General features: G+C 33.4%; 20 protein-coding genes. 13 read left to right on the forward strand and 7 right to left on the reverse strand.

Annotated features, from left to right (window positions below; genetic code table 11):
- Positions 1-21 precede the first annotated feature (21 nt).
- Both ACJBCC_RS05135 and ACJBCC_RS05140 read left to right on the forward strand, forming a co-directional pair.
- Complete coding sequence (locus tag ACJBCC_RS05135) at positions 22-708, forward strand: response regulator transcription factor (RefSeq protein ID WP_299102269.1); 687 nt, start codon at positions 22-24, stop codon at positions 706-708.
- Entirely contained in the window at positions 708-1,751 is a 1,044-nt protein-coding gene (locus ACJBCC_RS05140) for a cell wall metabolism sensor histidine kinase WalK (RefSeq protein ID WP_299102268.1), read from the forward strand. Before ACJBCC_RS05135 ends, ACJBCC_RS05140 begins: the two co-directional genes overlap by 1 nt.
- Here ACJBCC_RS05140 and ACJBCC_RS05145 read toward each other — a convergent pair.
- Positions 1,734-2,786 (reverse strand): glycosyltransferase, encoded by a 1,053-nt coding sequence (locus ACJBCC_RS05145; protein ID WP_407556561.1) that lies wholly within the window; start codon positions 2,784-2,786, stop codon positions 1,734-1,736. The genes ACJBCC_RS05140 and ACJBCC_RS05145 overlap by 18 nt on opposite strands.
- Positions 2,787-2,886: 100 nt before the next feature.
- Between ACJBCC_RS05145 and trmB the strand changes: the two genes are divergently transcribed.
- The 7 genes from trmB to ACJBCC_RS05180 all read left to right on the forward strand — a co-directional run bounded on the left by trmB (position 2,887) and on the right by ACJBCC_RS05180 (position 7,587).
- Complete coding sequence (gene trmB / locus ACJBCC_RS05150; RefSeq protein WP_407556562.1) at positions 2,887-3,561, forward strand: tRNA (guanosine(46)-N7)-methyltransferase TrmB; 675 nt, start codon at positions 2,887-2,889, stop codon at positions 3,559-3,561.
- 2 nt (positions 3,562-3,563) lie between these two features.
- The gene (locus tag ACJBCC_RS05155; protein ID WP_299102265.1) at positions 3,564-4,193 is read left to right on the forward strand and encodes a LysE family transporter; all 630 of its coding nucleotides are present in this window, start codon (positions 3,564-3,566) and stop codon (positions 4,191-4,193) included.
- Positions 4,194-4,526 (forward strand): MGMT family protein, encoded by a 333-nt coding sequence (locus tag ACJBCC_RS05160; protein ID WP_407556563.1) that lies wholly within the window; start codon positions 4,194-4,196, stop codon positions 4,524-4,526.
- Positions 4,527-4,745: 219 nt separating this feature from the next.
- A complete protein-coding gene (locus ACJBCC_RS05165; protein ID WP_407556564.1) occupies positions 4,746-5,885 on the forward strand; it encodes a P-loop NTPase in 1,140 nt (379 codons plus the stop codon).
- Positions 5,886-6,128: a NifU family protein gene (locus ACJBCC_RS05170; RefSeq protein ID WP_299102261.1), complete on the forward strand. Its 243-nt coding sequence runs from the start codon at positions 5,886-5,888 to the stop codon at positions 6,126-6,128. It begins immediately after the preceding gene.
- Between the two features lie 62 nt (positions 6,129-6,190).
- On the forward strand, positions 6,191-7,252 hold the full coding sequence (locus ACJBCC_RS05175) for an NAD(P)/FAD-dependent oxidoreductase (RefSeq protein WP_407556565.1): 1,062 nt from the start codon (positions 6,191-6,193) through the stop codon (positions 7,250-7,252).
- Complete coding sequence (locus ACJBCC_RS05180; RefSeq protein WP_407556566.1) at positions 7,252-7,587, forward strand: ferredoxin; 336 nt, start codon at positions 7,252-7,254, stop codon at positions 7,585-7,587. The genes ACJBCC_RS05175 and ACJBCC_RS05180 overlap by 1 nt, the downstream gene beginning before the upstream one ends.
- Before the next feature lie 156 nt (positions 7,588-7,743).
- Here ACJBCC_RS05180 and ACJBCC_RS05185 read toward each other — a convergent pair whose 3' ends face one another.
- The 6 genes from ACJBCC_RS05185 to ACJBCC_RS05210 form a co-directional block, all read right to left on the reverse strand.
- The gene (locus tag ACJBCC_RS05185) at positions 7,744-8,640 is read right to left on the reverse strand and encodes a serine/threonine protein phosphatase (RefSeq protein ID WP_407556567.1); all 897 of its coding nucleotides are present in this window, start codon (positions 8,638-8,640) and stop codon (positions 7,744-7,746) included.
- A gap of 86 nt (positions 8,641-8,726) precedes the next feature.
- Positions 8,727-12,176 (reverse strand): hypothetical protein, encoded by a 3,450-nt coding sequence (locus tag ACJBCC_RS05190; protein ID WP_407556568.1) that lies wholly within the window; start codon positions 12,174-12,176, stop codon positions 8,727-8,729.
- Positions 12,177-12,320: 144 nt separating this feature from the next.
- Complete coding sequence (locus ACJBCC_RS05195) at positions 12,321-13,499, reverse strand: acyl-CoA dehydrogenase family protein (RefSeq protein WP_299102253.1); 1,179 nt, start codon at positions 13,497-13,499, stop codon at positions 12,321-12,323.
- A gap of 111 nt (positions 13,500-13,610) precedes the next feature.
- Positions 13,611-14,270 (reverse strand): tRNA1(Val) (adenine(37)-N6)-methyltransferase, encoded by a 660-nt coding sequence (locus ACJBCC_RS05200; protein WP_299102250.1) that lies wholly within the window; start codon positions 14,268-14,270, stop codon positions 13,611-13,613.
- A gap of 56 nt (positions 14,271-14,326) precedes the next feature.
- Positions 14,327-14,857 carry a ribosome maturation factor RimM gene (gene rimM / locus ACJBCC_RS05205; protein ID WP_407556569.1) on the reverse strand — a complete coding sequence of 177 codons (531 nt, stop codon included), beginning with the start codon at positions 14,855-14,857 and terminating at the stop codon, positions 14,327-14,329.
- 174 nt (positions 14,858-15,031) lie between these two features.
- Positions 15,032-15,544, reverse strand: a complete 513-nt coding sequence (locus ACJBCC_RS05210) for a 30S ribosomal protein S16 (protein WP_299102247.1) — start codon at positions 15,542-15,544, stop codon at positions 15,032-15,034.
- Positions 15,545-15,757: 213 nt separating this feature from the next.
- Between ACJBCC_RS05210 and ACJBCC_RS05215 the strand changes: the two genes are divergently transcribed.
- From ACJBCC_RS05215 to ACJBCC_RS05230, 4 genes are all read left to right on the forward strand, one after another.
- On the forward strand, positions 15,758-16,978 hold the full coding sequence (locus ACJBCC_RS05215; protein ID WP_299102245.1) for a DUF6252 family protein: 1,221 nt from the start codon (positions 15,758-15,760) through the stop codon (positions 16,976-16,978).
- 195 nt (positions 16,979-17,173) lie between these two features.
- Positions 17,174-17,623, forward strand: coding sequence for a PA2169 family four-helix-bundle protein (locus ACJBCC_RS05220; RefSeq protein WP_299102243.1), 450 nt, complete (start codon positions 17,174-17,176; stop codon positions 17,621-17,623).
- Positions 17,624-17,824: 201 nt separating this feature from the next.
- Positions 17,825-22,210 carry a DNA polymerase III subunit alpha gene (gene dnaE, locus ACJBCC_RS05225; protein WP_299102241.1) on the forward strand — a complete coding sequence of 1,462 codons (4,386 nt, stop codon included), beginning with the start codon at positions 17,825-17,827 and terminating at the stop codon, positions 22,208-22,210.
- 109 nt (positions 22,211-22,319) lie between these two features.
- Positions 22,320-22,758: TetR/AcrR family transcriptional regulator (locus ACJBCC_RS05230; protein ID WP_407556570.1), on the forward strand; the 439-nt coding region annotated here is incomplete at its 3' end.

Genomic DNA, 22,758 nt, shown 5'->3' on the forward strand with positions numbered 1-22,758 from the left:
TCTTAAAATATAGAAATTCCATTGAAAAAGAAAGACATTAAAATACTATTAGTAGATGATGAGCCAGACATTTTAGAAATAGTTGGTTACAATTTATCTTCAGAAGGTTATCAAGTTATAAAAGGTGAAAATGGTTTAGAAGCTATTGAATTGGCAAAGAAAAACAAGCCACATTTAATAATTTTAGACGTTATGATGCCCAAAATGGATGGTATTGAAGCTTGTGAACGTTTAAGAGAGTTACCAGAGTTGAGTGATACCATTATTACCTTTTTAACAGCAAGAGGAGAAGATTATTCTCAGGTTGCTGGTTTTGATGCTGGTGCGGATGATTACATCGCTAAACCTATTACGCCAAAGGTTTTAATTAGCAAGGTTAAATCGTTACTAAGACGATTAAAGAAAACAGATGAAACTGCTGAATCAATTGTGAAAATAGGAGATTTAGTTATCTACAAAGAAGAATATAAAATCACATTAAAAGGTAAAGAAATTACCTTACCAAGAAAAGAGTTTGAATTGTTATCTTTGCTAGCAACCAAGCCAGGAAAGGTTTTTAAACGCGATGAAATTTTAGATAAAGTCTGGGGAAATGAAGTCGTAGTTGGCGGAAGAACCATAGATGTGCATATCAGGAAGCTTCGAGAAAAAATTGGCGATAAATCTTTTAAAACTGTTAAAGGTGTTGGGTACAAGTTTGTAGACTAATGCAAAATACTAATTTTAAGAAATCTTATAAATTCGCACTGCGAACAGCGTTATACATTACGTTGTTTTCTTCATTACTAGTTTGTGTATTTTTATATGTCTTGCATTCATTGCATTGGCAAGTTATTTTTTATCCACTTATTTGTTTTCCATTATGTGTTGTAATTATTCAGTATAGAGTTGAACGATTCATTTATAAGCGTGTAAAAAAAATATACGATGATTTAACGTTGTTAGAATCTACAAGTCTCAGGCAACAGCCCATAACTACAGATATGGGAACCTTAACAAAGGAAATTGATAAATATGCCAAAAACAAAAAAATAGAGATTGAAACATTAAAGGTAAGAGAAGAATATAGAAAGGAGTTTATTGGTAATGTTTCTCATGAGCTTAAGACGCCATTATTTTCTGTTCAGAGTTATTTACTTACATTATTAGATGGAGCGATTGAAGACGAAAAAGTTAAGAATAAGTACCTCGCTAGGGCAAGTAAAGGCGTAGAACGATTAACATACATTATTAAAGATTTAGATATGATTACGAAACTAGAGGTTGGTGATCTAAGTCTAAATAAAGAAAATTTTGATATTGTGCAATTGGTACAAAATGTGTTTGATCTGTTTGAAATGAAAGCAGCAAAAAAAGATATTACATTAACGTTTGATATTGATTACTTTGAACCTATCATGGTTTTTGCAGATAAAGAAAGAATTCAGCAAGTATTAACAAATCTTATTGTCAATTCTATAAAATATGGTAGAGAAAGAGGAACTACTGAAGTTAGTATAGAAAATCTAATAAAAAATAAAGCTATTATAAGAGTTACCGATAATGGTGAAGGGATTGCCAAAGCAAATCTTCAGCGTTTGTTTGAGCGCTTTTACCGCGTAGATAAAAGTGGTTCTAGAAAAGAAGGAGGTTCTGGCTTAGGCTTATCTATAGTAAAACATATTATAGAGGCTCATGAAGAAAAAATATATATTGAAAGTCAACTAGGCGTAGGAAGTGAGTTTTCTTTTACCTTAGAAAAGACCAAATAATTTTTTATAATTCAATTCAAAATCTTCAAATTTGAATCCCTTGTAGTCGTCGGTTTTAGAGAGTGCTTCAATGTTAAATTCGTCTTGGCTACAAAAAGGAGCTATACCTTCAGTCTGAAATTTATTTGCTAAATATTCTTGTTCAAATTGCCCTGGAGTTGGTATAAAAAAGGCTTTCTTCTCTAATTTTGCTAAATCCATTATTGTGGTATAACCAGATCGGCTTAATATAAGCTCACTTTCATTAATAGCTACTTCAAGCTCACTGCTCGTCATAAAATTATATAATTCTATATTGTCAATGATTTCTTTTTGCTGTTGAGCCTCAACTTTACCTTTAACAAATAGAACCTTGCCTTTAAATAGCTTTAATTCTTCCAGTAATTTTTCTTCTAAAAATGAGCGTTGAGGTTCTGGTCCAGATAAAAGAACAAATAAATTATAACGAGTCTCAAAATGTGATTTTTTAAATCTGGTTAAAGGACCTAAATATTTTATTGGAGCTTTAAAGCCATTAACATGACCCAGTTTACCGCTTAAATTGTTCATTCCTATATGGTCAGGAACCCAACATTCGTCAAATTTTAGAATGATTTTTTGATGAAGTTTACTGCTAATCCAAGTCGTATTACCGCTCAATACACGCAACTGGTGTGTAATAAAAACAGAAGGGATTGTTTTATTTCTCACTCCAAATCGGTTGTCTGAAATAATACCAGAAATATTTTCCGTTTTTATTAAAGCCTCTACAATTTTCTTTTCGCTTTTTATGGTTTTTACTAAATGCGGAGAATCTTTTAATAATTTAGTTTTAAAACCCTTTGCGTTTTTAGAGTAGGTAATATTATAAGAAGGAAGTTCAAAAGCACTAAGATTTGGAAATTCTTTTCTTAACAATTCAAGGGCAATGCCATCACTTGCAATAACAGGTTCAAAGTTATGTGTAATTAACGCTTTTATTATGGGAATACATCTTGTAGAATGCCCTAAACCCCAATTTAAAGGCGCAACTAAAATCCTTTTTTTTGATTTCAAGCTAGGTAACTGTTTTTAATTTTAGATTAGATGGTACTTTACAAAGATAAACCTAAAATGTTTGCTTAATTTTACCAAATTATTAATAAATCTAAAACTAGTGGGAAGTAAAAATAAACAGAAACGCTTTAGAGAAAATGAAACTTTTCATAATGTATATCAACCATCTCGTGAGGAATTAGTTGATGCAACCTATAAATTAAAAGGAAATTGGAAAACAGAAGTTTTTAAAAACGATAATCCTGTAGTTTTAGAATTAGGTTGTGGAAAAGGAGAATACACTGTTGGTTTGGCAAAACGCTATCCAAATAAAAATTTTATTGGCATAGATATTAAAGGTGCAAGATTTTGGAGAGGTGCTAAAACAGCAATTGAAGAAAATATACCAAACGCGGTATTTATAAGAACTCAAATAGAACTTGTAGAAAATGTTTTTGAGGAAAATGAAGTCGATGAAATCTGGATAACATTTCCAGATCCACAAATTAAATACCAGAGAACAAAGCATAGAATGACTAACCTTAAGTTTATTGAACGCTATAAAAAGATTCTAAAACCAGGAGGTTTAATGCATCTTAAAACCGATAGTGAATTTATGCATGGCTATACATTAGGTTTGTTGCATGGTTCTGGTTACAAGGTATTATATGCCAATCATAATGTTTATAAATTAGAAGGTAGTCCAGACGATGTTACAGAAATTCAAACGTTTTATGAAAACCAGTATTTAGAAAAAGACAAAGCAATTACGTATATTAGATTCAAAATCAATTAGGCTTGAGTATAACGGTCATTTTCTTTCTAGGTTTTATTGTGGCATTAATCGGAGTTATTCCGCCGGGATTGCTCAATATGACAGCAGCTAGAATTAGTTTAAAAGAAGGAGCAGGTCGAGGTATTATGTTTTCTACAGGTGTTTGTATTATTGTATATATTCAAACCTATTTAGCAGCAATATTTGCGAGGTATTTATCAATGAATCAAGATATAGTTGAGATTCTTCAACGAGTTGCATTTGTAATTTTTGTGCTGATAACCATCTATTTTTTAGTTTTAGCATCTAAGCAAAAAGAAGCCAAAAAAGAGAAAGAGATTAAAAGTAAACATGGCAGATTATTGCATGGCATGTTATTATCTGCTCTCAATGTTTTTCCGATACCTTACCAAGCTTACATGACCATAACATTGGTGTCTTTTGGTTGGATGAATTTTGAAAAATTAAGCATCGTTACTTACGTTACAGGAGCTGCAACCGGCACATTTGCGATGCTATATTTTTATATTTTCTTCTTTGATAGGATTAAAGATCGAAAGTTTACCTCACAAAAAAGTATGAATCTTAGCATAGGAATTATTACAGGTCTTGTAGCATTAATTACATTTATTAATATTATAAGAGAACTATAAATGAAACCTGAAACTCTAGGATTTTTTGAAAAAGTCTATGAAGTAGCTAAACAAATACCATTTGGTAGAGTCACGAGTTATGGCGCAATTGCAAAATATCTAGGAGCAGGCAAAAGTGCAAGAATTGTGGGTTACGCCATGAATGGTTCACACGGAAAAGATGTGCCTGCACACAGAGTAGTAAACCGCAAAGGCCTTTTAACAGGCAAACATCATTTTGAAGGCACCAACTTAATGCAACAACTTTTAGAGAGTGAAGGTATAGAAGTGGTAGAAAATCAAATTCAGAACTTAGAGGCTGTTTATTGGGATCCTGTACAGGAATTGAAATAAATTAATTGACAGATTATCATTATAAACTATCGCATTTTCTCATTATTCATAAACTGAATAAATCCATAATACAATTCAATTTATCTACTTCAAAATCTAAACTATTAGCAGTATCTTTGCTTTTAGAATTAATCTTAATAAGAATGCAAATATTTCTAGTTTGAGAATAAACTAAAGTCTTCTAATTGAAAGATTTAATATTTTCATTGTCAAAATAATATGAAACTAAACAAACAAGATATACTTAACGCACTCAAAACTATAACAGCACCAGGAGAAGGTGAGAATATGGTAGATAGTGGAGCGGTAACTAATGTTGTCACTTTTGCAGATGAAGTCATTGTAGATATTACTATTAAAAATCCAAGTCTTCAAGCAAGAAAAAAGACCGAAGTTGAGATTTTACAAACCATTCACAAAGAGGTTTATGAAAAGGCAAAAATAAAAGTGAATGTAAAAGTTGATGCAGCAGCTGCTCAACCTAAGAATGAGATAAAAGGTAAGGCTATTCCTGGAATTAAAAATATAGTGGCCGTTGCTTCTGGTAAAGGTGGTGTAGGTAAATCTACAGTGACAGCGAATTTAGCTGTTACTTTAGCAAAAATGGGATTTAAAGTTGGTGTCTTAGATGCTGATATTTATGGTCCTTCGATCCCTATAATGTTCGATGTAGCTAACGAAAGACCTCTATCTGTTAACGTAGATGGAAAATCTAAAATGAAGCCCGTAGAGAATTATGGAGTAAAAGTGCTGTCAATAGGCTTTTTTACAAAACCAGATCAGGCGGTTATTTGGAGAGGACCAATGGCGTCTAAGGCATTAAATCAAATGATTTTTGATGCAGCTTGGGGCGAATTAGATTTTTTACTTCTCGATTTACCTCCAGGAACTGGTGATATTCATCTAAGTATTATGCAAGCATTGCCAATAACGGGAGCAGTGATTGTGAGTACACCTCAAAATGTAGCTTTAGCAGATGCTAAAAAAGGTGTGGCAATGTTTCAGCAAGATAGTATTAATGTACCAGTTTTAGGTATTATTGAAAACATGGCTTATTTTACACCAGAAGAACTACCTGATAATAAGTACTATATTTTTGGTAAAGAAGGTGCTAAACATTTAGCAGAAGACCTTAAAGTTCCATTTATCGGAGAAGTGCCAATTGTACAAAGTATTAGAGAAGCAGGAGATGTTGGAAGGCCAGCTGCGTTACAAACTGCTACGCCTATAGAAGAAGCTTTTGAAGCTATTACAAGAAATGTTGTTGAAGAAGTTGTTAATAGAAACGAAGATTTACCAGCAACCGAAGCAATAAAAATTACAACAATGGCAGGTTGCTCTGCAGTTAAAAAGAAATAAATGAACTCAGAAGATCTAAGATTAAATGTTGAAAAAGCATTAGACGAAATCCGTCCGTTTTTACAAAGTGACGGTGGAGATATTAATTTATTGTCTATTGACGATGATAAGTTTGTAAGGGTTCAATTGGTAGGTGCATGCACATCTTGTAGTGTTAACCAAATGACTTTAAAATCTGGAGTTGAGATGACTATAAAAAAATATGCTCCTCAAATAGAAAAAGTTATTAATGTAGAAAAGTAATGTGACAATTGTCACATTACTATCAAATTGACATTATTAATTTAGTATTCAATTTTATTTTCATGATTACAACAGATATACTTATCATTGGTGCAGGACCGACAGGACTTTTTACTGTATTTGAAGCTGGTCTTTTAAAACTAAAATGCCATTTAATTGATGCATTACCACAAGCTGGTGGACAATGTTCTGAGATTTATCCTAAAAAGCCAATTTATGATATTCCGGCTTATCCAGAAATCTTAGCTGGTGATCTTACAGAACGATTATTAGAACAGTGTAAACAGTTTGAACCAGGATTTACGCTAGGAGAACGTGCAGAAACAATAGACAAACAAGACGATGGAACTTTTATTGTAACCACAAACAAAGGAACTAAACACCATGCGCCAGTTGTTGCTATTGCAGGTGGATTAGGAAGTTTTGAGCCTCGCAAACCTAAAATTCATAATATTACTGATTTTGAAGATAAAGGTGTAGAGTACATTATTAAAGATCCCGAAATTTACAGAGATAAAAAAGTTGTTATTGCAGGAGGAGGAGATTCAGCTTTAGATTGGAGTATATTTTTAAGTGACATAGCAGCTGAGGTTACATTAATTCATAGACGAACTGAATTTAGAGGTCATTTAGATTCTGTAGAAAAAGTACAAGAGTTAAAGAATAAAGGAAAAATAAATTTAATTACTCCTGCAGAAGTTGTAGGTATTGTTGGAGATCATAAAGTAAAAGCAGTAGTTGTAAAACAAGCACAGCATATTGAAAAAGAGTTTGAACTAAATTGTGATCATTTCATTCCTTTATTTGGCTTATCTCCTAAGTTAGGACCTATTGCAAATTGGGGACTTGAGATAGAAAAAAATGCTATTAAAGTAAATAATGCATTAGATTACCAAACTAATATACCGGGAATTTATGCTATAGGTGATGTAAACACCTATCCAGGAAAATTAAAATTAATCCTTTGTGGTTTTCATGAAGCAACGTTAATGTGTCAGTCTGCTTATCAAATTATTAATCCAGGAAAACGTTTTGTATTAAAGTACACCACGGTTTCAGGAGTAGATGGTTTTGATGGTACGCGAAAAGAAGCACCCAAAGCTGTTGTAAAGTCAATTGAGTAATGGAAAATGTTGATATAAATATTACAATCATTGATAGAGAAGGTGAAAAGCATCACATTGAAGCGCCTACAGATATGGCAATGAATCTAATGGAAGTCGTTCGTTCTTATGAGCTGGCTCCAGAAGGAACTATAGGTGTGTGTGGTGGAATGGCCATGTGTGCATCTTGTCAGTGTTACGTGTTAAGCGATACAGAATTACCAGAAATGCAAGATGATGAAGAGGCGATGCTTTCTGAGGCGTTCGATGTAAAGGATAATTCGCGTTTAGGATGCCAAATTCAGATGACGCCAGGCATGGAAGGTCTAGTTGTAGAGTTAGCGCCTGAGAGTTAAATTCATTAACCAGATACGACTTAAAAAAAATTAGAGATAGGTAAAATTCTAATTGCCTTCGATAATTTAAGTTTCAAAGTGAAATCTTTTCAGGATAGTTCTAAAAATATTATAGTCAAAAGAGCTCGAGTAAATTAGAATATATATTTACTCAGGTTATTTAGTCTTATAATCAATCAACTTAGTAGGTCCTTCAAGTAAAAACCGATCAATTTTTAAATTACCATCTTCAGAGGTAATAATTTGCCATTTAATTAACGAAATAGCGCCATTCTCAATTTCAAGACCTGTAATACTTCTTGGGTGTACACAACTACCATCATTAAAATAAGCGATGTCTCCTGGTTCAGGAAAACGTGGTCTATGTGTGTGGCCAACGATAGTGATAAGATTATTGTTTTCTGTGATCCAACGTTTAGTTCGTCGTTCTATTTTAATTAACTCTGTATAGTTTTTTGCCGGACTTGTAGGGTCTGCAATTCCCATTACGTTTAGCGGTTTCCATAGCACACGAACCATAAATCTACTCCATTTCCAGAATAAGAAATTCCACCAATCGGCTTGATGACCATGAGTTAAGAATAACTCTTGTTGTGTTTCAGCATGTTCTAAAACAATACCTTCATGATAGTTTATGCCACAAAATAGATCTTCATAATTACCTGTCTTTGGGTCGAAATAAGTAGATAAATGTTTTTCAACATAGTTGGGATCCCGATACACCATATCATGATTTCCCCAAATCATATGTAAACGTTCTTCATCATGAAACTGCTTCATAAGCATATAAACGTTTTTGTGAGCATGGAAGATAGATTCAAATGATAAGTTTTCCCACAATTCATCACCATCACCTAATTCACAATACTCAAAACCTTCAGAATAATAGTGTCTTAAGGCATGGAAATATATATTACGATTATTTGCAAAATCATCGGCAAAGCTATTATCTCCACGATGACAATCACTAAATAAAATAAACTTAGAAGCATCATTAAATCTAATGCGTTTTGCATTTTTATAAGCGCGATCTAATCTGGTTTTTGAAGACATAAAGTAAATTTAAACAAAAAATGCTTCCCGTTTAGAGGAAGCATTTTTTATTTGAATAATGTGTTTAACAAAATTAAGGTATCACATTATTTTTTATATAAAGGATCTACACCAATTGTACCTGCTAAATGATTTAAATAGTCAGTAGATTTAATGTTTTCGAATAATTGCTTCGTTGTATTTAAACGATTATTCAATTGCATTTCTTCTACTAAAACATCATTAATTGGTTCTTTAATAAAAGCCTCTAAATAGGCAATTTGAGAACTATAGTATGCTATATCTTTTTGTTGTTTTAAAGCTAATCGTTCTTTATACCAGTCTGAATTAATTACATAATCTCTATTGAAATATTGACGTAATTCAGGATCACTTATAGACTTACCTTCATAATGTCCATACGCCATAATGTTCAGTAAGATTTTTAATGGTGGAATTGCCGCTTCAATACTACCATCTTCAAAATAATTTAAAGCCACTTTTTGTTGAGCTTCAACGATGTTGTTAATACCATCTACGAAATCTTCAAAATTTTGCAATTCTGGTTTAAGCATTCTTTCATTGAATACAGCAGTAGGCTCATCAAACAATCTGTTTAAACACAATAAAGAGAATCGCTTTGTTATTCTGTAGCCTAATCGACTTGCTAATACTATTTCTCCATTGTGCTCAAAGTCTTCGAGTTTTTCTAAAGATCCATTTGTAATTAAATTTTTAGGATCTCTATCTTCTGGTGCCATTCTTGCCCAAATTTCAGGAATCAATAGACTCACATCATGATCTATTTTGTTTTCTGCACCAACATAACCAGCAGCAGTACTAAATCCGTTAGACTCTGTTAAAATATGAGATAAAAGCGCATTGTTTAAATCCGTTGTTGGTGTTAGCATATTAAATGGCGCTTTAGTTAACGCACCTTCAGAACCAGCTCCTGTAGTAGATGGTGATTTACCTGTTAAGCTACAGATAAAGTCCATAAACAATTCTGGAGTTTCTTGATAATGAATTGGGTTGTACACAGCCAAAGGTCTAATGCCTGCTTCTCTATCTGCAGGATTATTTCTTCTGCCAGGTAAAACAGCATTGACAACATGAATTACTGGGTCTTCAGGCTTAATTCTTCTACACAAACGAACTCCAATATCTGAAATATAAGTGGCTTCGGTTTCTGAATAGAATTTATTAGGCTCTAAATAACGTGGGTTTTTGGTTGGTTCTCCATTTACAATTCTTGGATGAGAAGGCAACACAAATTGTACATCTTCTTCATTAGAATCAATTATTTCTTTGATAAAATCTTTTACAGGTTGTGTGTATTTGTCATAATTTATGGTGTCTTCATAGATAGCAATTGCGTCTTGTTTATTCAACATTTCGTAATTGGTTAAAAACCTTCCGTCAGTAATAATATCTAACTCGGCAAGTTTATCATAACCTCTCACAATAGCTTCATCTGGTCTTTGGAATAAATGGGCCTCACAATTGGTTAATACCTTTACACTTTTATTGGTGTATTCTGGATTTAGGTTCTTAAATTGTTCTTTTGGTAACGTAATAGAAGCCGTTATGTCGTCCTCGGTTTGAATTTTCTCACATGCAGAGAAATCAGAACGGAGTTTGTTTAGCATCCAGTTGCCATCTCCATTAAATCCAATTCTCACATAGCTACCAACAACAGGCGTATGGTTATAAATTAGTGAAGTGCCTTTTACACCATTGATGAATTCCACAGACATCATGTCTTTCCAATTTAAATTTGCACCATGAGCTTGTCTGAATAATCGTTTTACAAACAGCACTAATGAACGAATATGAACAGGAATGTTATTTAAAAATGCATTGAATTCGTCTGAGTTTTCCTCATTAGGCGTTAATAATTTTACTACAGATCCTAATGTTCTTTTTTCACTTAATAGAGATCTAGAAATTGGTCTGTTGGGATCTTTAGTTTTCCAACGAGTTGAATAATTAAACTCGATAATTTCATCAGCTTTCTCAAAATCTTCCTCTATATTATGAATATTGAAAGGACTATAAGTAATGGCATTCTGCATTGATTTTGAAATCTCTGATTTTCCGCCTCCCGATACTGTACATGGTTTATGGCAGAAAACACCTTCAGGATACGTTTCAACCATACGCCATAAATTAATAGACTTATGTTTTTCTAGTCTTAATTTATTTCCAGACGGGTGAATATATGTTTTTAGTGGTGATAAAGTAAGTTTTTGTTTTTGACCTTTAAAGTCCCATGAAATACTATTAGTTGCAATGTTGAAATAAGATGATTCAGGTATATAAATGATATTAGGATAATTTTTATCTATCGCATAGTTTTCTGGTTGAACGTCAATTCTATCTGAAATTAAGTTTTTTACTTCTTCAAAAGTATGATCTAAACCATAATATGTAGCATAATCAGTGCTGTCTACAGTTTCTCCCATAACGCGTCTTGCATAAGCAATTGCACCACCAGCATGTTCCTCTTCGGCTAAACCGTATAAGTTAGCAGAATAACTAATTTGAGTTTTTATTTCTTTTTTAGAGTAACCAAAATAATTATCTGCAATTAGTGTTACCACAACACCTCTCTCGTCTCTACACGTTATTTTAAATGCGCCTCCATCATTATAAAGTTCATTTTCATTTGTCCAACACATACCATCTTTTCTTTGACGTTCTGTTGCAAGGTCGTAGTGAGGAAGTCCTACATCTTTCTTTTTTAAGGTTAAAAGTTGCGGTGCTAAAACAATACATCCTGTGTGACCTGTCCAATGTTCAGGATCCAAAGCCGCATCATTATGTGCTAAATTAGGATCACCTGCATTACCAAATATTGACTCAACAAAGTCTAAATTACTGACTAAAGTACCTGGAGCGAAAAAGCGAACTTCTAAGGATTTTTGTGAAATTACACCTTTAACTTCAGGGCTAACAACAGGTCTTAATAACATAGAAACCATGGTTTCTGCTTTTGTGTCTTGGTTTGCAGTAAATGGTAAAGTTGTAAGCTCTTTTGAAGGATTAAAGGCAGCACGCAAGAAATGAGCTAAAACGACTTTGGGTACTTCTTTTTTATCTAAAGGAACAGGTAAATTACCTTCAACGATATGAAATGTACCTTTAGTTGTTCTTTTATCATGCAACGGATTATTTAGTACACCTTGTTTAATGCGTTTAGACGTAATTAAATCACTTTCAAATGATGTGCCATCTGGTGGTAAACTAGCTTCTCTAGCTTGTCCTTTTCTTGATAATACTAGTGTGTTATTTGGAAGTACAAATGAATTGCCTAAATCAATATCTTTTAAATAGTCATCTATAAAGTTTTGAATTCTTGCATCTGCAGGACATAAATGACTTGCTAACAGTCTAGACTTTTCACGTAAACTTCTAATTAAACCTTGAGATAACAATTCAAACTCTGAATCACAGAATTTTTCTTCACTGTTTTCTGCATCTTTATATATGGGTTGTCCTATTGCGGCTAATTGTAAATTAATAAATTGAATAAGCTCTTTCCTTGTGTATTCCATACTGTTAAATGTTACTTGATAATTTAATTCTGTACAAATTTAGGATAGAGAAGAATCAAAAAAGCTGTCAAAAATCAGTTTATGAAAATTAAAAAAGGCCTACGTTATTAACGTAAGCCTTATTTAATAAAAAATATTTTTTATCTATTTAAATGCATTTAGCCCAGTAATATCTAAGCCAGTAATAAGTAAATGAATATCGTGTGTGCCTTCGTAAGTGATTACACTTTCGAGGTTCATAGAATGACGCATAATGCTGTATTCACCAGATATTCCCATGCCTCCTAACATTTGTCTTGCTTCACGAGCTATGTTAATTGCCATCTCTACATTATTTCGTTTTGCCATTGATATTTGTGCAGAAGTTGCAGTACCATTTTCTCGCATTACACCAAGTCGCCAAGCTAATAATTGCGCTTTAGTGATTTCTGTAATCATTTCGGCTAATTTCTTTTGCTGAAGCTGAAACTGTCCAATCGGTTTACCAAATTGCATACGTTCCTTACTGTAGCGTAGCGCTGTATCGTAACAATCCATAGCTGCTCCAATTGCTCCCCAAGCAATACCAAAACGTGCTGAATCTAAACAACCTAATGGAGCACCTAAACCAGATTTGTTTGGTAACAAATTTTCCTTAGGTACTTTTACATTATCAAAAATAAGTTCACCAGTTGCACTTGCTCGTAGTGACCATTTATTATGAGTTTCTGGAGTAGAAAAACCTTCCATACCACGTTCTACGATAAGACCATGGATTCTTCCTTCTTCATTTTTAGCCCAAACAACAGCAACGTCACAAAATGGTGAATTACTAATCCACATTTTCGCACCATTTAAAAGGTAATGATCACCATTGTCTTTAAAGTTAGTAACCATGCCACCAGGATTAGAACCATGATCTGGTTCTGTTAATCCAAAAGAGCCAATCCATTCACCAGAAGCTAATTTTGGTAAATATTTTTGGCGTTGTTCTTCGTTACCATATTTCCAAATAGGATACATTACCAATGAAGACTGAACAGATGCTGTGCTACGTACGCCAGAGTCACCGCGTTCAATTTCTTGCATTATTAATCCGTAAGAAATTTGATCTAGACCTGCACCACCATATTCTTCAGGAATGTAAGGGCCAAAAGCACCAATTTCCGCTAAACCTTTTACAATTTGTTTAGGAAATTCTGCTTTTTGAGCATATTCTTCAATAATAGGAGAAACGTCACGTTTTACCCATTCTCTTGCTGCATCACGAACCAATTTGTGCTCTTCAGTTAGTAATTCATCAAGGTTATAATAATCTGGTGCTTCGAATAAATCTGGTTTCATTCTAAATTTGATATTTATAGCTTCTAAATTTGATAATTTAATAAAATAAAAGCTGTTATTTTATAAGTTCAACAAAAGTAACGAAAACGTTTTCATGGTGCAAAAGCTAGATTACATTTTCAGATAAAATTCTTTAGTTAGTTTTATATAGGCTTCAGTATATTGATGTCTATTTGTTTCTATAATTAATTCTGAAGTTTTGATTTCATTTTTTATAAATGAAAATTCGATTAAACTCCTTTTTATATCTGATTCAGGATTCCCTTTAACATGAAGTATTCGCTGAGGAAATAATTGAAGATCTGATGCTAGTTTTATGAAATGAATTTCTTCTTTTTTAGGAATAACTACCGAAAAAATGCCATCTTCAGAAAGTAAATTGGCTACAGCGTAGATTAAATGTTCAAAAGGCATAGCATCGTTAAAGCGTGCCAAATCTCTAGATTCATTTTTAGATTTGAAATCATCTGTATAAAAAGGAGGATTACAAATAATCAGATCAAATTTGTCTTCTACTTCTTCGACAAATTCTAATAATGACGCATGATAGCAAAATAGACGATCTGCCCACAATGAATTTTCAAAATTTTCTGCACACTGCTCGTAAGCATCAGCATCTATTTCAATAGCCTCTAAATTTTGAGCGTTACTTCGTTGAGCAATCATAAGAGATAAAACGCCTGTACCAGATCCTATATCTAATACGGAATAAGGATTTTTTTTAACGGATGTCCATGCGCCAAGTAAAACACCATCTGTGCCAATTTTCATGGCACACTTATCTTGGAGGATTGAGAATTGTTTAAATTTAAAAGGAAATGAACTCATTATTCTTCGAGATACAAGTCAATTAATCCTTCAGGTGTATCTACTTCTATAGTATTATTTTCTCGGTCTACTTTAACAATAAATTCATCATTCATCGGAATCAAAATTTCAATACCATCTCTATCAATTTCAAATAAGGCTTGAGCTGTGGTGTCGTTAATTCCGGTAATGGTACCAACTGTTCCAAAATTTTTGTCCTTAATGTTAAAACCAATAACTTCATGAAAATAGAATTTGTCACCTTCAAGTTTAGGTAGTAAATCTAATGGTAAATACAATTCAGTTTTTATTAAAGCGTCTGCATCTTCTTCAGAGTTGACATCTTCAAACTTTAAACGCAATAAATCTGATTTGTGTAATTGAGAAGATTCAATAAAAAAAGGCACTAAATTCCCTCTAAGGTCTATAAAAATAGCCTCTAGATTATCATATAAATCTGGTTCGTCTGTGTCTAGCTTGGCTAAGAGTTCGCCTTTAAAACTGTATTTTTTTACAATTTTTCCTAAATAAAAACAATCTTTTTTTTTCATGACAATTTCTTGGTGTGTTATTCCCGTGAAGACGGAAACCTTATAATAGTTATTTCAATACTTTATATGATCCTCATTATTATGATAATTATGATATAAAATCATTATGGGATTTTATGCAATAAAAAACCCAGACTAAAATAGTCTGGGTTTAAAAGTATAAAAAATATTTTTTTATTCTTCTTCGTTAGAAGCTGCTGCTTCTTCCGTTGCAGTTTCTTCAGCTACTTCTTCAACAACAGGAGCTGCTGCTGCGATACGCGCTTCGTTTACTGCTTTTTCTGCTTCTAATGCTTTAGCTCTCGCTTCTGCATCAGCTTTAGATAAACCATCAGTTTTAGCTGCGATTTTAGCTGTTTTTTCTTCTAACCAAGCATCAAACTTCGCTTGCGCTTGCTCTTCAGTTAAAGCACCTTTTCTAACACCACCAGCTAAATGATTTTTCAACATAGCACCTTTATAAGATAAAATTGCTTTTGCTGTGTCAGTTGGTTGTGCACCATTTTGTAACCATGTTACGGCACCATCAACGTCTAATTCAATAGTTGCAGGATTTGTGTTAGGATTGTAAGCACCTAATTTCTCAAGGTATTTACCATCTCTTTTTGAGCGTGAATCCGCTGCTACGATCCAGTAATAAGGTTTTCCTTTTTTACCGTGTCTTTGTAATCTAATTTTTACAGGCATAATAATTAATTAGTGAGGTTCTCGACCTCTGTTATTAATGAGGGCGCAAAGATACTATAATTTTAGGAAACTCAATGTATTAAATACATTTTAACTAAAAGAACCTCTTTTTAACTAAAAGAAAAAATCTAGTTATGCTCAATATAAAAAATTATTATACTTTTGGGACTCTTGTTTCGTTATATGAGACAAAGATAAAAGACCAATTTACACATGAAGAAACTAATCCTCCTATCTCTTGTTTTTTTAACTGTCTTTAGTTGTGGTGACGAAGTGCAATTTAATTCGCCTGCATTTCAAGGTGATCGCGAAAATGCATTGTGGAGAGCTAGTGCTTTTTCAGCTAGTATAGAATCTAATGGATTTTTAACAATAACTGGTACTAATAATTATGAAGTAGTTAGGTTAACTGTTCCTTCAGTTGTAGAAACTTCTGAGAATGCGCCTTTTGTGGTCGGAGATGTAGATGCTATTGAAGCACAGTATGAAGATGCTTTCGGAACCATTTACTCTACTAATAATAGACCAGATGAAAGTGTTTCAATATATCCAGAGCTTGGCGAGATTTATATAAGTGATATTGATTTAGTAAATAAAACGTTTACAGGATCTTATAAGTTTTTGGCTTTTGATGAAGATGGATTAAACTCCGTAGGCTTTACAAACGGTATTTTTTACAAAGTTCCTTTAGTATCTGGTGAAATACCAACCAATCCAATTACATGTGACGATATTCAGGTTACGGTAGATGCTGCTCTTTTAGCATTTGAAGCTACAACTGCTTCTAGTTTAGAATTTATTTCAAGTGATGCTTATTCTGCTGCTTGTAATTCTTATACTGAAGCATTAATTAGCCAACAAAGCTATTGTGGTGACCAAAATAATTTGATACAAGCTCAAATAGATGATTTAGGTGATTGTACAATTACTTGTGATCATGCTACCTCAAATGTAGAAGAAGCAAATACCCAATACGCAAATGCTACAATTGGTAACTATAACGAGAAGTGTGCACAATACGAACTATATTTATTAGAACAAATTGAATTTTGTGGAGATGAAGATGGTAGTATTCAAGGAAAAATTGATGCTTTAGATTGTGGTGACGATGATGGTGATGGAATACCAAATGTATTTGAAGATTTCAATGGTAACGATGATTTTGAAGATGACGATACAGATGGCGATGGAATACCAAATTATTTAGACAATGATGATGATGGTGACGGTGTCTTAACGCAATATGAAGCTGTTGACGTCGATGGAAATCCGGCAGACACAGATGGTGATGGCGATGTGGATTATTTAGATAACGATGATGATGGCGATGGCATATTGACTATCAATGAGAATCCAGATCCTAATGCAGACGGTAATCCAGACGATGCTACAGATACAAATGGCGATGGTGTACCAGACTATTTACAAGCATAAATACACTTTAGACATATTTAAAAAGCGTTACTTCTAGGAGTAGCGCTTTTTTTTTGTTAAAGACTTATCAAACCTTTGTTAAAGATGTTAATTCATTTGTTGTAGGCTTATATGATGGTTATATTGGAATAACTAGATGTTAAACAATACGCATCAAAAAATAATGGTATTGAAATTAAAATGATAAAAGATAGAATGAAGTATTCAGAAGAAATTTCAAATAAGTTAAACGAATTATTAATTAAAAATTACGATGCCGAAAAAGGATATCTCAACGCTATTGATAATGTAGATAGCGACCGATTGAAGATGTATTTTAAACGTAGAGCTTCAGAACGAAGTGATTTCGCTAAAGAATTAAGGTTAGAAATATTAAGGTATGGAGAAATACCAGAAGAAACAGGTAGCTTAAAAGGAACTTTACACCGTAATTGGATGAGTTTAAAATCTACTTTCAGTTCTAATAATGAAGAGTCCATTTTAGAAGAGGCTATTAGAGGCGAAGAAGCAAGTTTAGATGAGTATAATGATTTGTTACAAGAACGACATTTACCACCATCTATCGATAGCTTATTAATTAAGCATAAAAATGCAATTCAAGCCGCTATTAATACCGAAAAAGTCCACGAGGAATTAGTGTCTTAATAAGCATTAAATTTAATAAAGAAGTCAGCTCTAAGAGCTGGCTTTTTTTATGTTTAAAACTCTTTATAAATTCATTGCAGATAAGTTGAAATTCTATGTAATTTTATATGCTATTTTATTTTGAGATGCTGAACGTGCTTCAGTACTTGGTTTATAGCTTGTTATAAAGCTTAAAACCATAATTTTTTTGAACGCTACAATATGTACTTAATATTCGATACAGAAACCACAGGATTACCAAAACGTTGGGATGCACCAATTACAGATACGGATAATTGGCCAAGATGTATCCAAATTGCATGGCAATTGCATGATGGTATGGGAAACTGTATTGAGCACCAAGACTATTTGGTACAGCCAGAAGGATTTAATATTCCGTATGATGCTGAGAAAATCCATGGCATTTCAACTGAACTAGCCCAAGAGCAAGGTGTTCCATTGGCAGAAGTATTAGAGAAATTCAATATTGCTTTATCAAAAACCAAATTTGTTGTTGGACAGAATGTAAAGTTCGATTTAAATATTATGGGAGCCGAATTTGTACGTGAAGACGTTACAAATCCGCTTCAAGAATTGCCAGTTTTAGATACCTGTACAGAACATACAGCAGAACTATGTCAGTTGCCAGGTGGACGATACGGAAAGTTTAAATTACCAACTTTAACAGAATTACACGAGTATTTATTTAATCAGCCATTTGCAGAAGCGCACAATGCAACTGCCGATGTTGAAGCGACTACACGTTGTTTTTTAGAGTTAATAAGACGTAAGCAATACACTAAAGAGCAGTTAGATGTTGAGCCAGAATATTTTGAAAAATATACACAAGAGAATCCAGCTGAGATTCAGCTCATCAACTTAAAACACATAAATTTAAAGAAGGCAAGTGCAAAAATTAACGCACGCCTTCAAAAAGAGCAATCTGAAGCTACACCAATTGTTGTAGATAAAGAAGCAGCATCGCAAATAAAGGATGTAGATTTTGCGCATTTGCATAACCATTCGCAGTATTCCATTCTTCAATCTACTATTAGTGTTAAGGATTTAGTAGCTGCTGCAGCTAGAGAAAATATGCCAGCTGTTGCGATGACGGATCATGGAAATATGATGGGCGCTTTTCACTTTGTTAGTGCAGTTTCTGGACATAATAAAAAAGTAAAAGCACAGCATAAAGAGGCAGAAGAAGCGGGTTTAGAAAAGAAAGGTAAAATCATAAAACCAATTATTGGTTGTGAGTTTTTTGTGTGCGAAAATCATGCAGATAAAACAAGAAAAGACAATGGCTACCAAATTGTGTTAATGGCTAAAAATAAAAAGGGCTATCACAATTTGGCTAAATTATCGTCTGCCGCTTTTACAGATGGTTTTTATTATGTACCAAGAATAGATAGAAAACTTATAGAACAATATAAGGAAGACTTAATTTGCTTAACAGGAAATCTTTATGGAGAAGTACCAAGTAAGGTCTTAAATGTTGGTGAGAACCAAGCCGAAGAAGCATTATTGTGGTGGAAAGAAACATTTGGTGACGATTTATATTTAGAAATAATGCGTCACAATCAGGAGGATGAAAATCGTGTAAATCCTGTGTTGATTCAGTTTTCAAAAAAGCACGATGTTAAGTTGGTTGCCACAAATAACACCTACTATGTTGACCAAGAAAATGCCAATGCGCACGATATTTTACTCTGTGTAAAAGATGGAGAAAAGCAAGCCACACCAATTGGTCGCGGACGTGGTTATCGTTATGGTTTACCTAATCAGGAATATTATTTTAAGTCGTCTGAAGAAATGAAGGCCTTGTTTAAAGATGTGCCTGAAGCGATTGTAAACATTCAAGAGGTTGTTGATAAAATTGAACCTTACGAGTTAGCAAGAGATGTATTATTACCTGCTTTTGATATTCCTGAGGAATTTAAGTTTGAAGAAGATTTAGCAGATAACGGAAAGCGTGGTGAAAATGCTTTCTTAAGACACTTAACATACAAAGGCGCTAAAATTCGATATGGCGACATTACACCAGAAATTGAAGAACGTTTAGATTTTGAATTGGCTGTTATTGAAAAAACAGGTTATCCTGGTTACTTTCTGATTGTTGAAGATTTTATTCGCGAAGCCAGAAATATGGATGTTTCCGTTGGTCCTGGTCGTGGTTCTGCAGCAGGTTCTGTAGTGGCTTATTGTTTATGGATTACCAATATAGATCCAATTAAATACGATTTACTTTTTGAGCGTTTCTTAAATCCGGATCGTGTAAGTATGCCAGATATCGATATCGATTTTGATGATGAAGGTCGTGGTCGTGTTATGGATTATGTAATTGAAAAATATGGTGCCAACCAAGTAGCGCAGATTATTACTTACGGCACCATGGCAGCTAAATCATCTATTAGAGATACAGCCAGAGTTTTAGATTTGCCATTAAATGAAGCGGATCATATTGCTAAATTAATTCCTTTAATGTCTAAACTCGGAAAGATTTTTGGTTTAGATGAAAAGGAACTCGCTAAAAAATTTAGGGCTGAGGATTTAGAAAAAATTAATGAATTATTAAATATTTCAGATGGTGACGACTTACAAGCCGAAACCATTAACCAAGCCAGAATTTTAGAGGGTTCGGTAAGAAATACTGGTATTCATGCCTGTGGAGTAATTATTACTCCAGGTGATATTACCAATTATGTTCCGGTGTCATTGGCAAAAGATTCCGATTTATATGTCACTCAATTTGATAATTCTGTCGTTGAAGATGCAGGTTTATTGAAGATGGATTTCTTGGGTCTAAAAACCTTAACTTTAATTAAAGATACGGTTAAGATTGTAAAAGCAAAGCACGATATTTTGCTCGACCCAGAAAATTTTCCGCTAGATGATGTAAAAACCTACGAGTTATTCCAACGTGGAGAAACGGTTGGTGTGTTTCAGTATGAATCGCCAGGAATGCAAAAACACATGAAGAATCTTAAACCAACGGTTTTTGATGATTTAATTGCCATGAATGCCTTGTATCGTCCTGGTCCAATGGAATATATTCCAAGTTTTATTGCGCGTAAACATGGTGATGAAGAGATTGTATACGATTTGCCAGAAATGGAAGAGTACCTTAAAGAAACTTATGGTATTACCGTTTACCAAGAGCAAGTAATGCTTTTGTCTCAAAAATTAGCAGATTTTACCAAAGGTGAAGCCGATGTTTTGAGAAAAGCAATGGGTAAAAAGCAGATTGCGGTTTTGGACAAAATGAAACCAAAATTTATAGAGCAAGCAAGCGCGAAAGGTCTAGATGCTAAAAAATTAGAAAAAATCTGGAAAGATTGGGAAGCCTTTGCAAGTTACGCCTTTAATAAATCGCACTCAACATGCTATGCTTGGATTGCCTACCAAACGGCCTACTTAAAAGCACACTATCCTGCAGAATATATGGCTGCAGTTTTATCTAATAACATGAATGATATTAAATCCGTTACCTTCTTTATGGAAGAATGTAAGCGGATGAGATTACCAGTTTTAGGTCCAAGTGTTAATGAAAGTTTTTATAAGTTTTCGGTAAATAAAGATAATGCGGTTCGTTTTGGAATGGGAGCCATTAAAGGTGTTGGTCATGGTGCAGTGCAAACCATTGTAGATAATAGAAAAGAAGATGGACATTACAAATCTATTTTCGATTTAGCAAAACGTATAGATTTACGTGCAGCCAATAAAAAAGCCTTTGAAGGTTTAGCAAATGCAGGTGGATTTGATTGTTGGCCAGAAACGCATAGAGCACAATATTTTGCACACGAAGGTGATGGAATTACCTTTTTAGAAAAGGCTGTAAAATATGGTGCTAAACATCAAGAAAATGAAAATTCTGCTCAAGTAAGTTTATTTGGTGAAGCTAGTGATGTCCAAATAGCAGAACCAGTGGTTCCACCTTGTGAAGATTGGGGCACCATGGAAAAATTATCTCGCGAAAGAGAAGTAGTTGGTATTTACATTTCTGGGCATCCATTAGATGATTTTTCAACTGAAATGAAAACCTTTTGTAACGGAGTGGTTGCGCATTTTAGTAACTTGGAAGCTATAGTTAATAAAGAAGTAACTTTTGGAGGCGTGGTCACTGATGTGCAGCATCGTGTAAGCAAGCAAGGCAAAGGTTGGGCTATTTTTACAATAGAGGATTATACGGACAGTCATGAATTCCGCATATTTGGTGAAGATTATCTAAAGTTTAGACACTTTTTTGTCATTAACTCATTTGTGTATGTACGCGCTTTTGTTCGCGAAGGTTGGGTAAACAGAGATACAGGTAAAAAAGGTGATCCAAGAATTCAGTTTAATAGTTTCCAGTTGTTACATGATGTTATGGATACTTATGCTAAAAAGTTATCTATTCAAATTAACATTAGGGATTTAGAAACCAACACCATTTCTGTACTGTACGATTTAATTAAATTTCATGAAGGTAATCAAACCTTAAATTTTATTGTTTATGATAATGCTGAAAAAATAAAAGTTGTAATGCCAAGCCGGAAGAATAAAATTAAGATTTCTCAGGAATTGTTAAATGGTTTAAAGGAACATGATGTTGTTTATAAGTTGAATTAAATTTTTCCTCTTACTTCTAATTGAGGTCATTTATCATCTATTTTTATTGTAATACAAATAAAAACAGACAGACCTGTCTGTTTTTAAAAATATTGTATATATTTGCATCATGAAACATGCCGAAGTCAAAGATAGAATTACAGAAACGGCCTCATTTTTATTTTATAAGAATGGGTATAATTCTACAGGTATCAATCAAATTATAGCAGAAGCGGGCATTGCTAAGGCAACCCTTTACAATCATTTTAAATCCAAAGAGGAGATTTGTTTGGCTTATCTTCAGCATAAGAATATCAATTTTCTAAAAGATTTTGAAGTGTTTACGACGTCAAAACCGAAGGGGAAAGCCCAGATTTTGGCAATATTTGATTTCTTGCAATTGTTTTATCAAGATAAAGATTTTAATGGCTGTTGGTGTATAAAAACGGTTTCAGAAATTCCTAAAGATAACGAGAGTATTAGAAATGAAATTCAATCTCAAAAAAACGATTTTATAGTACTTATTGCTAAACTGATTACGAATAATTTAGAAACCGTTAAAAGCGCGC

It is taken from the genome of Winogradskyella sp. 4-2091, from assembly GCF_045765065.1.
Lineage (GTDB): Bacteria > Bacteroidota > Bacteroidia > Flavobacteriales > Flavobacteriaceae > Winogradskyella.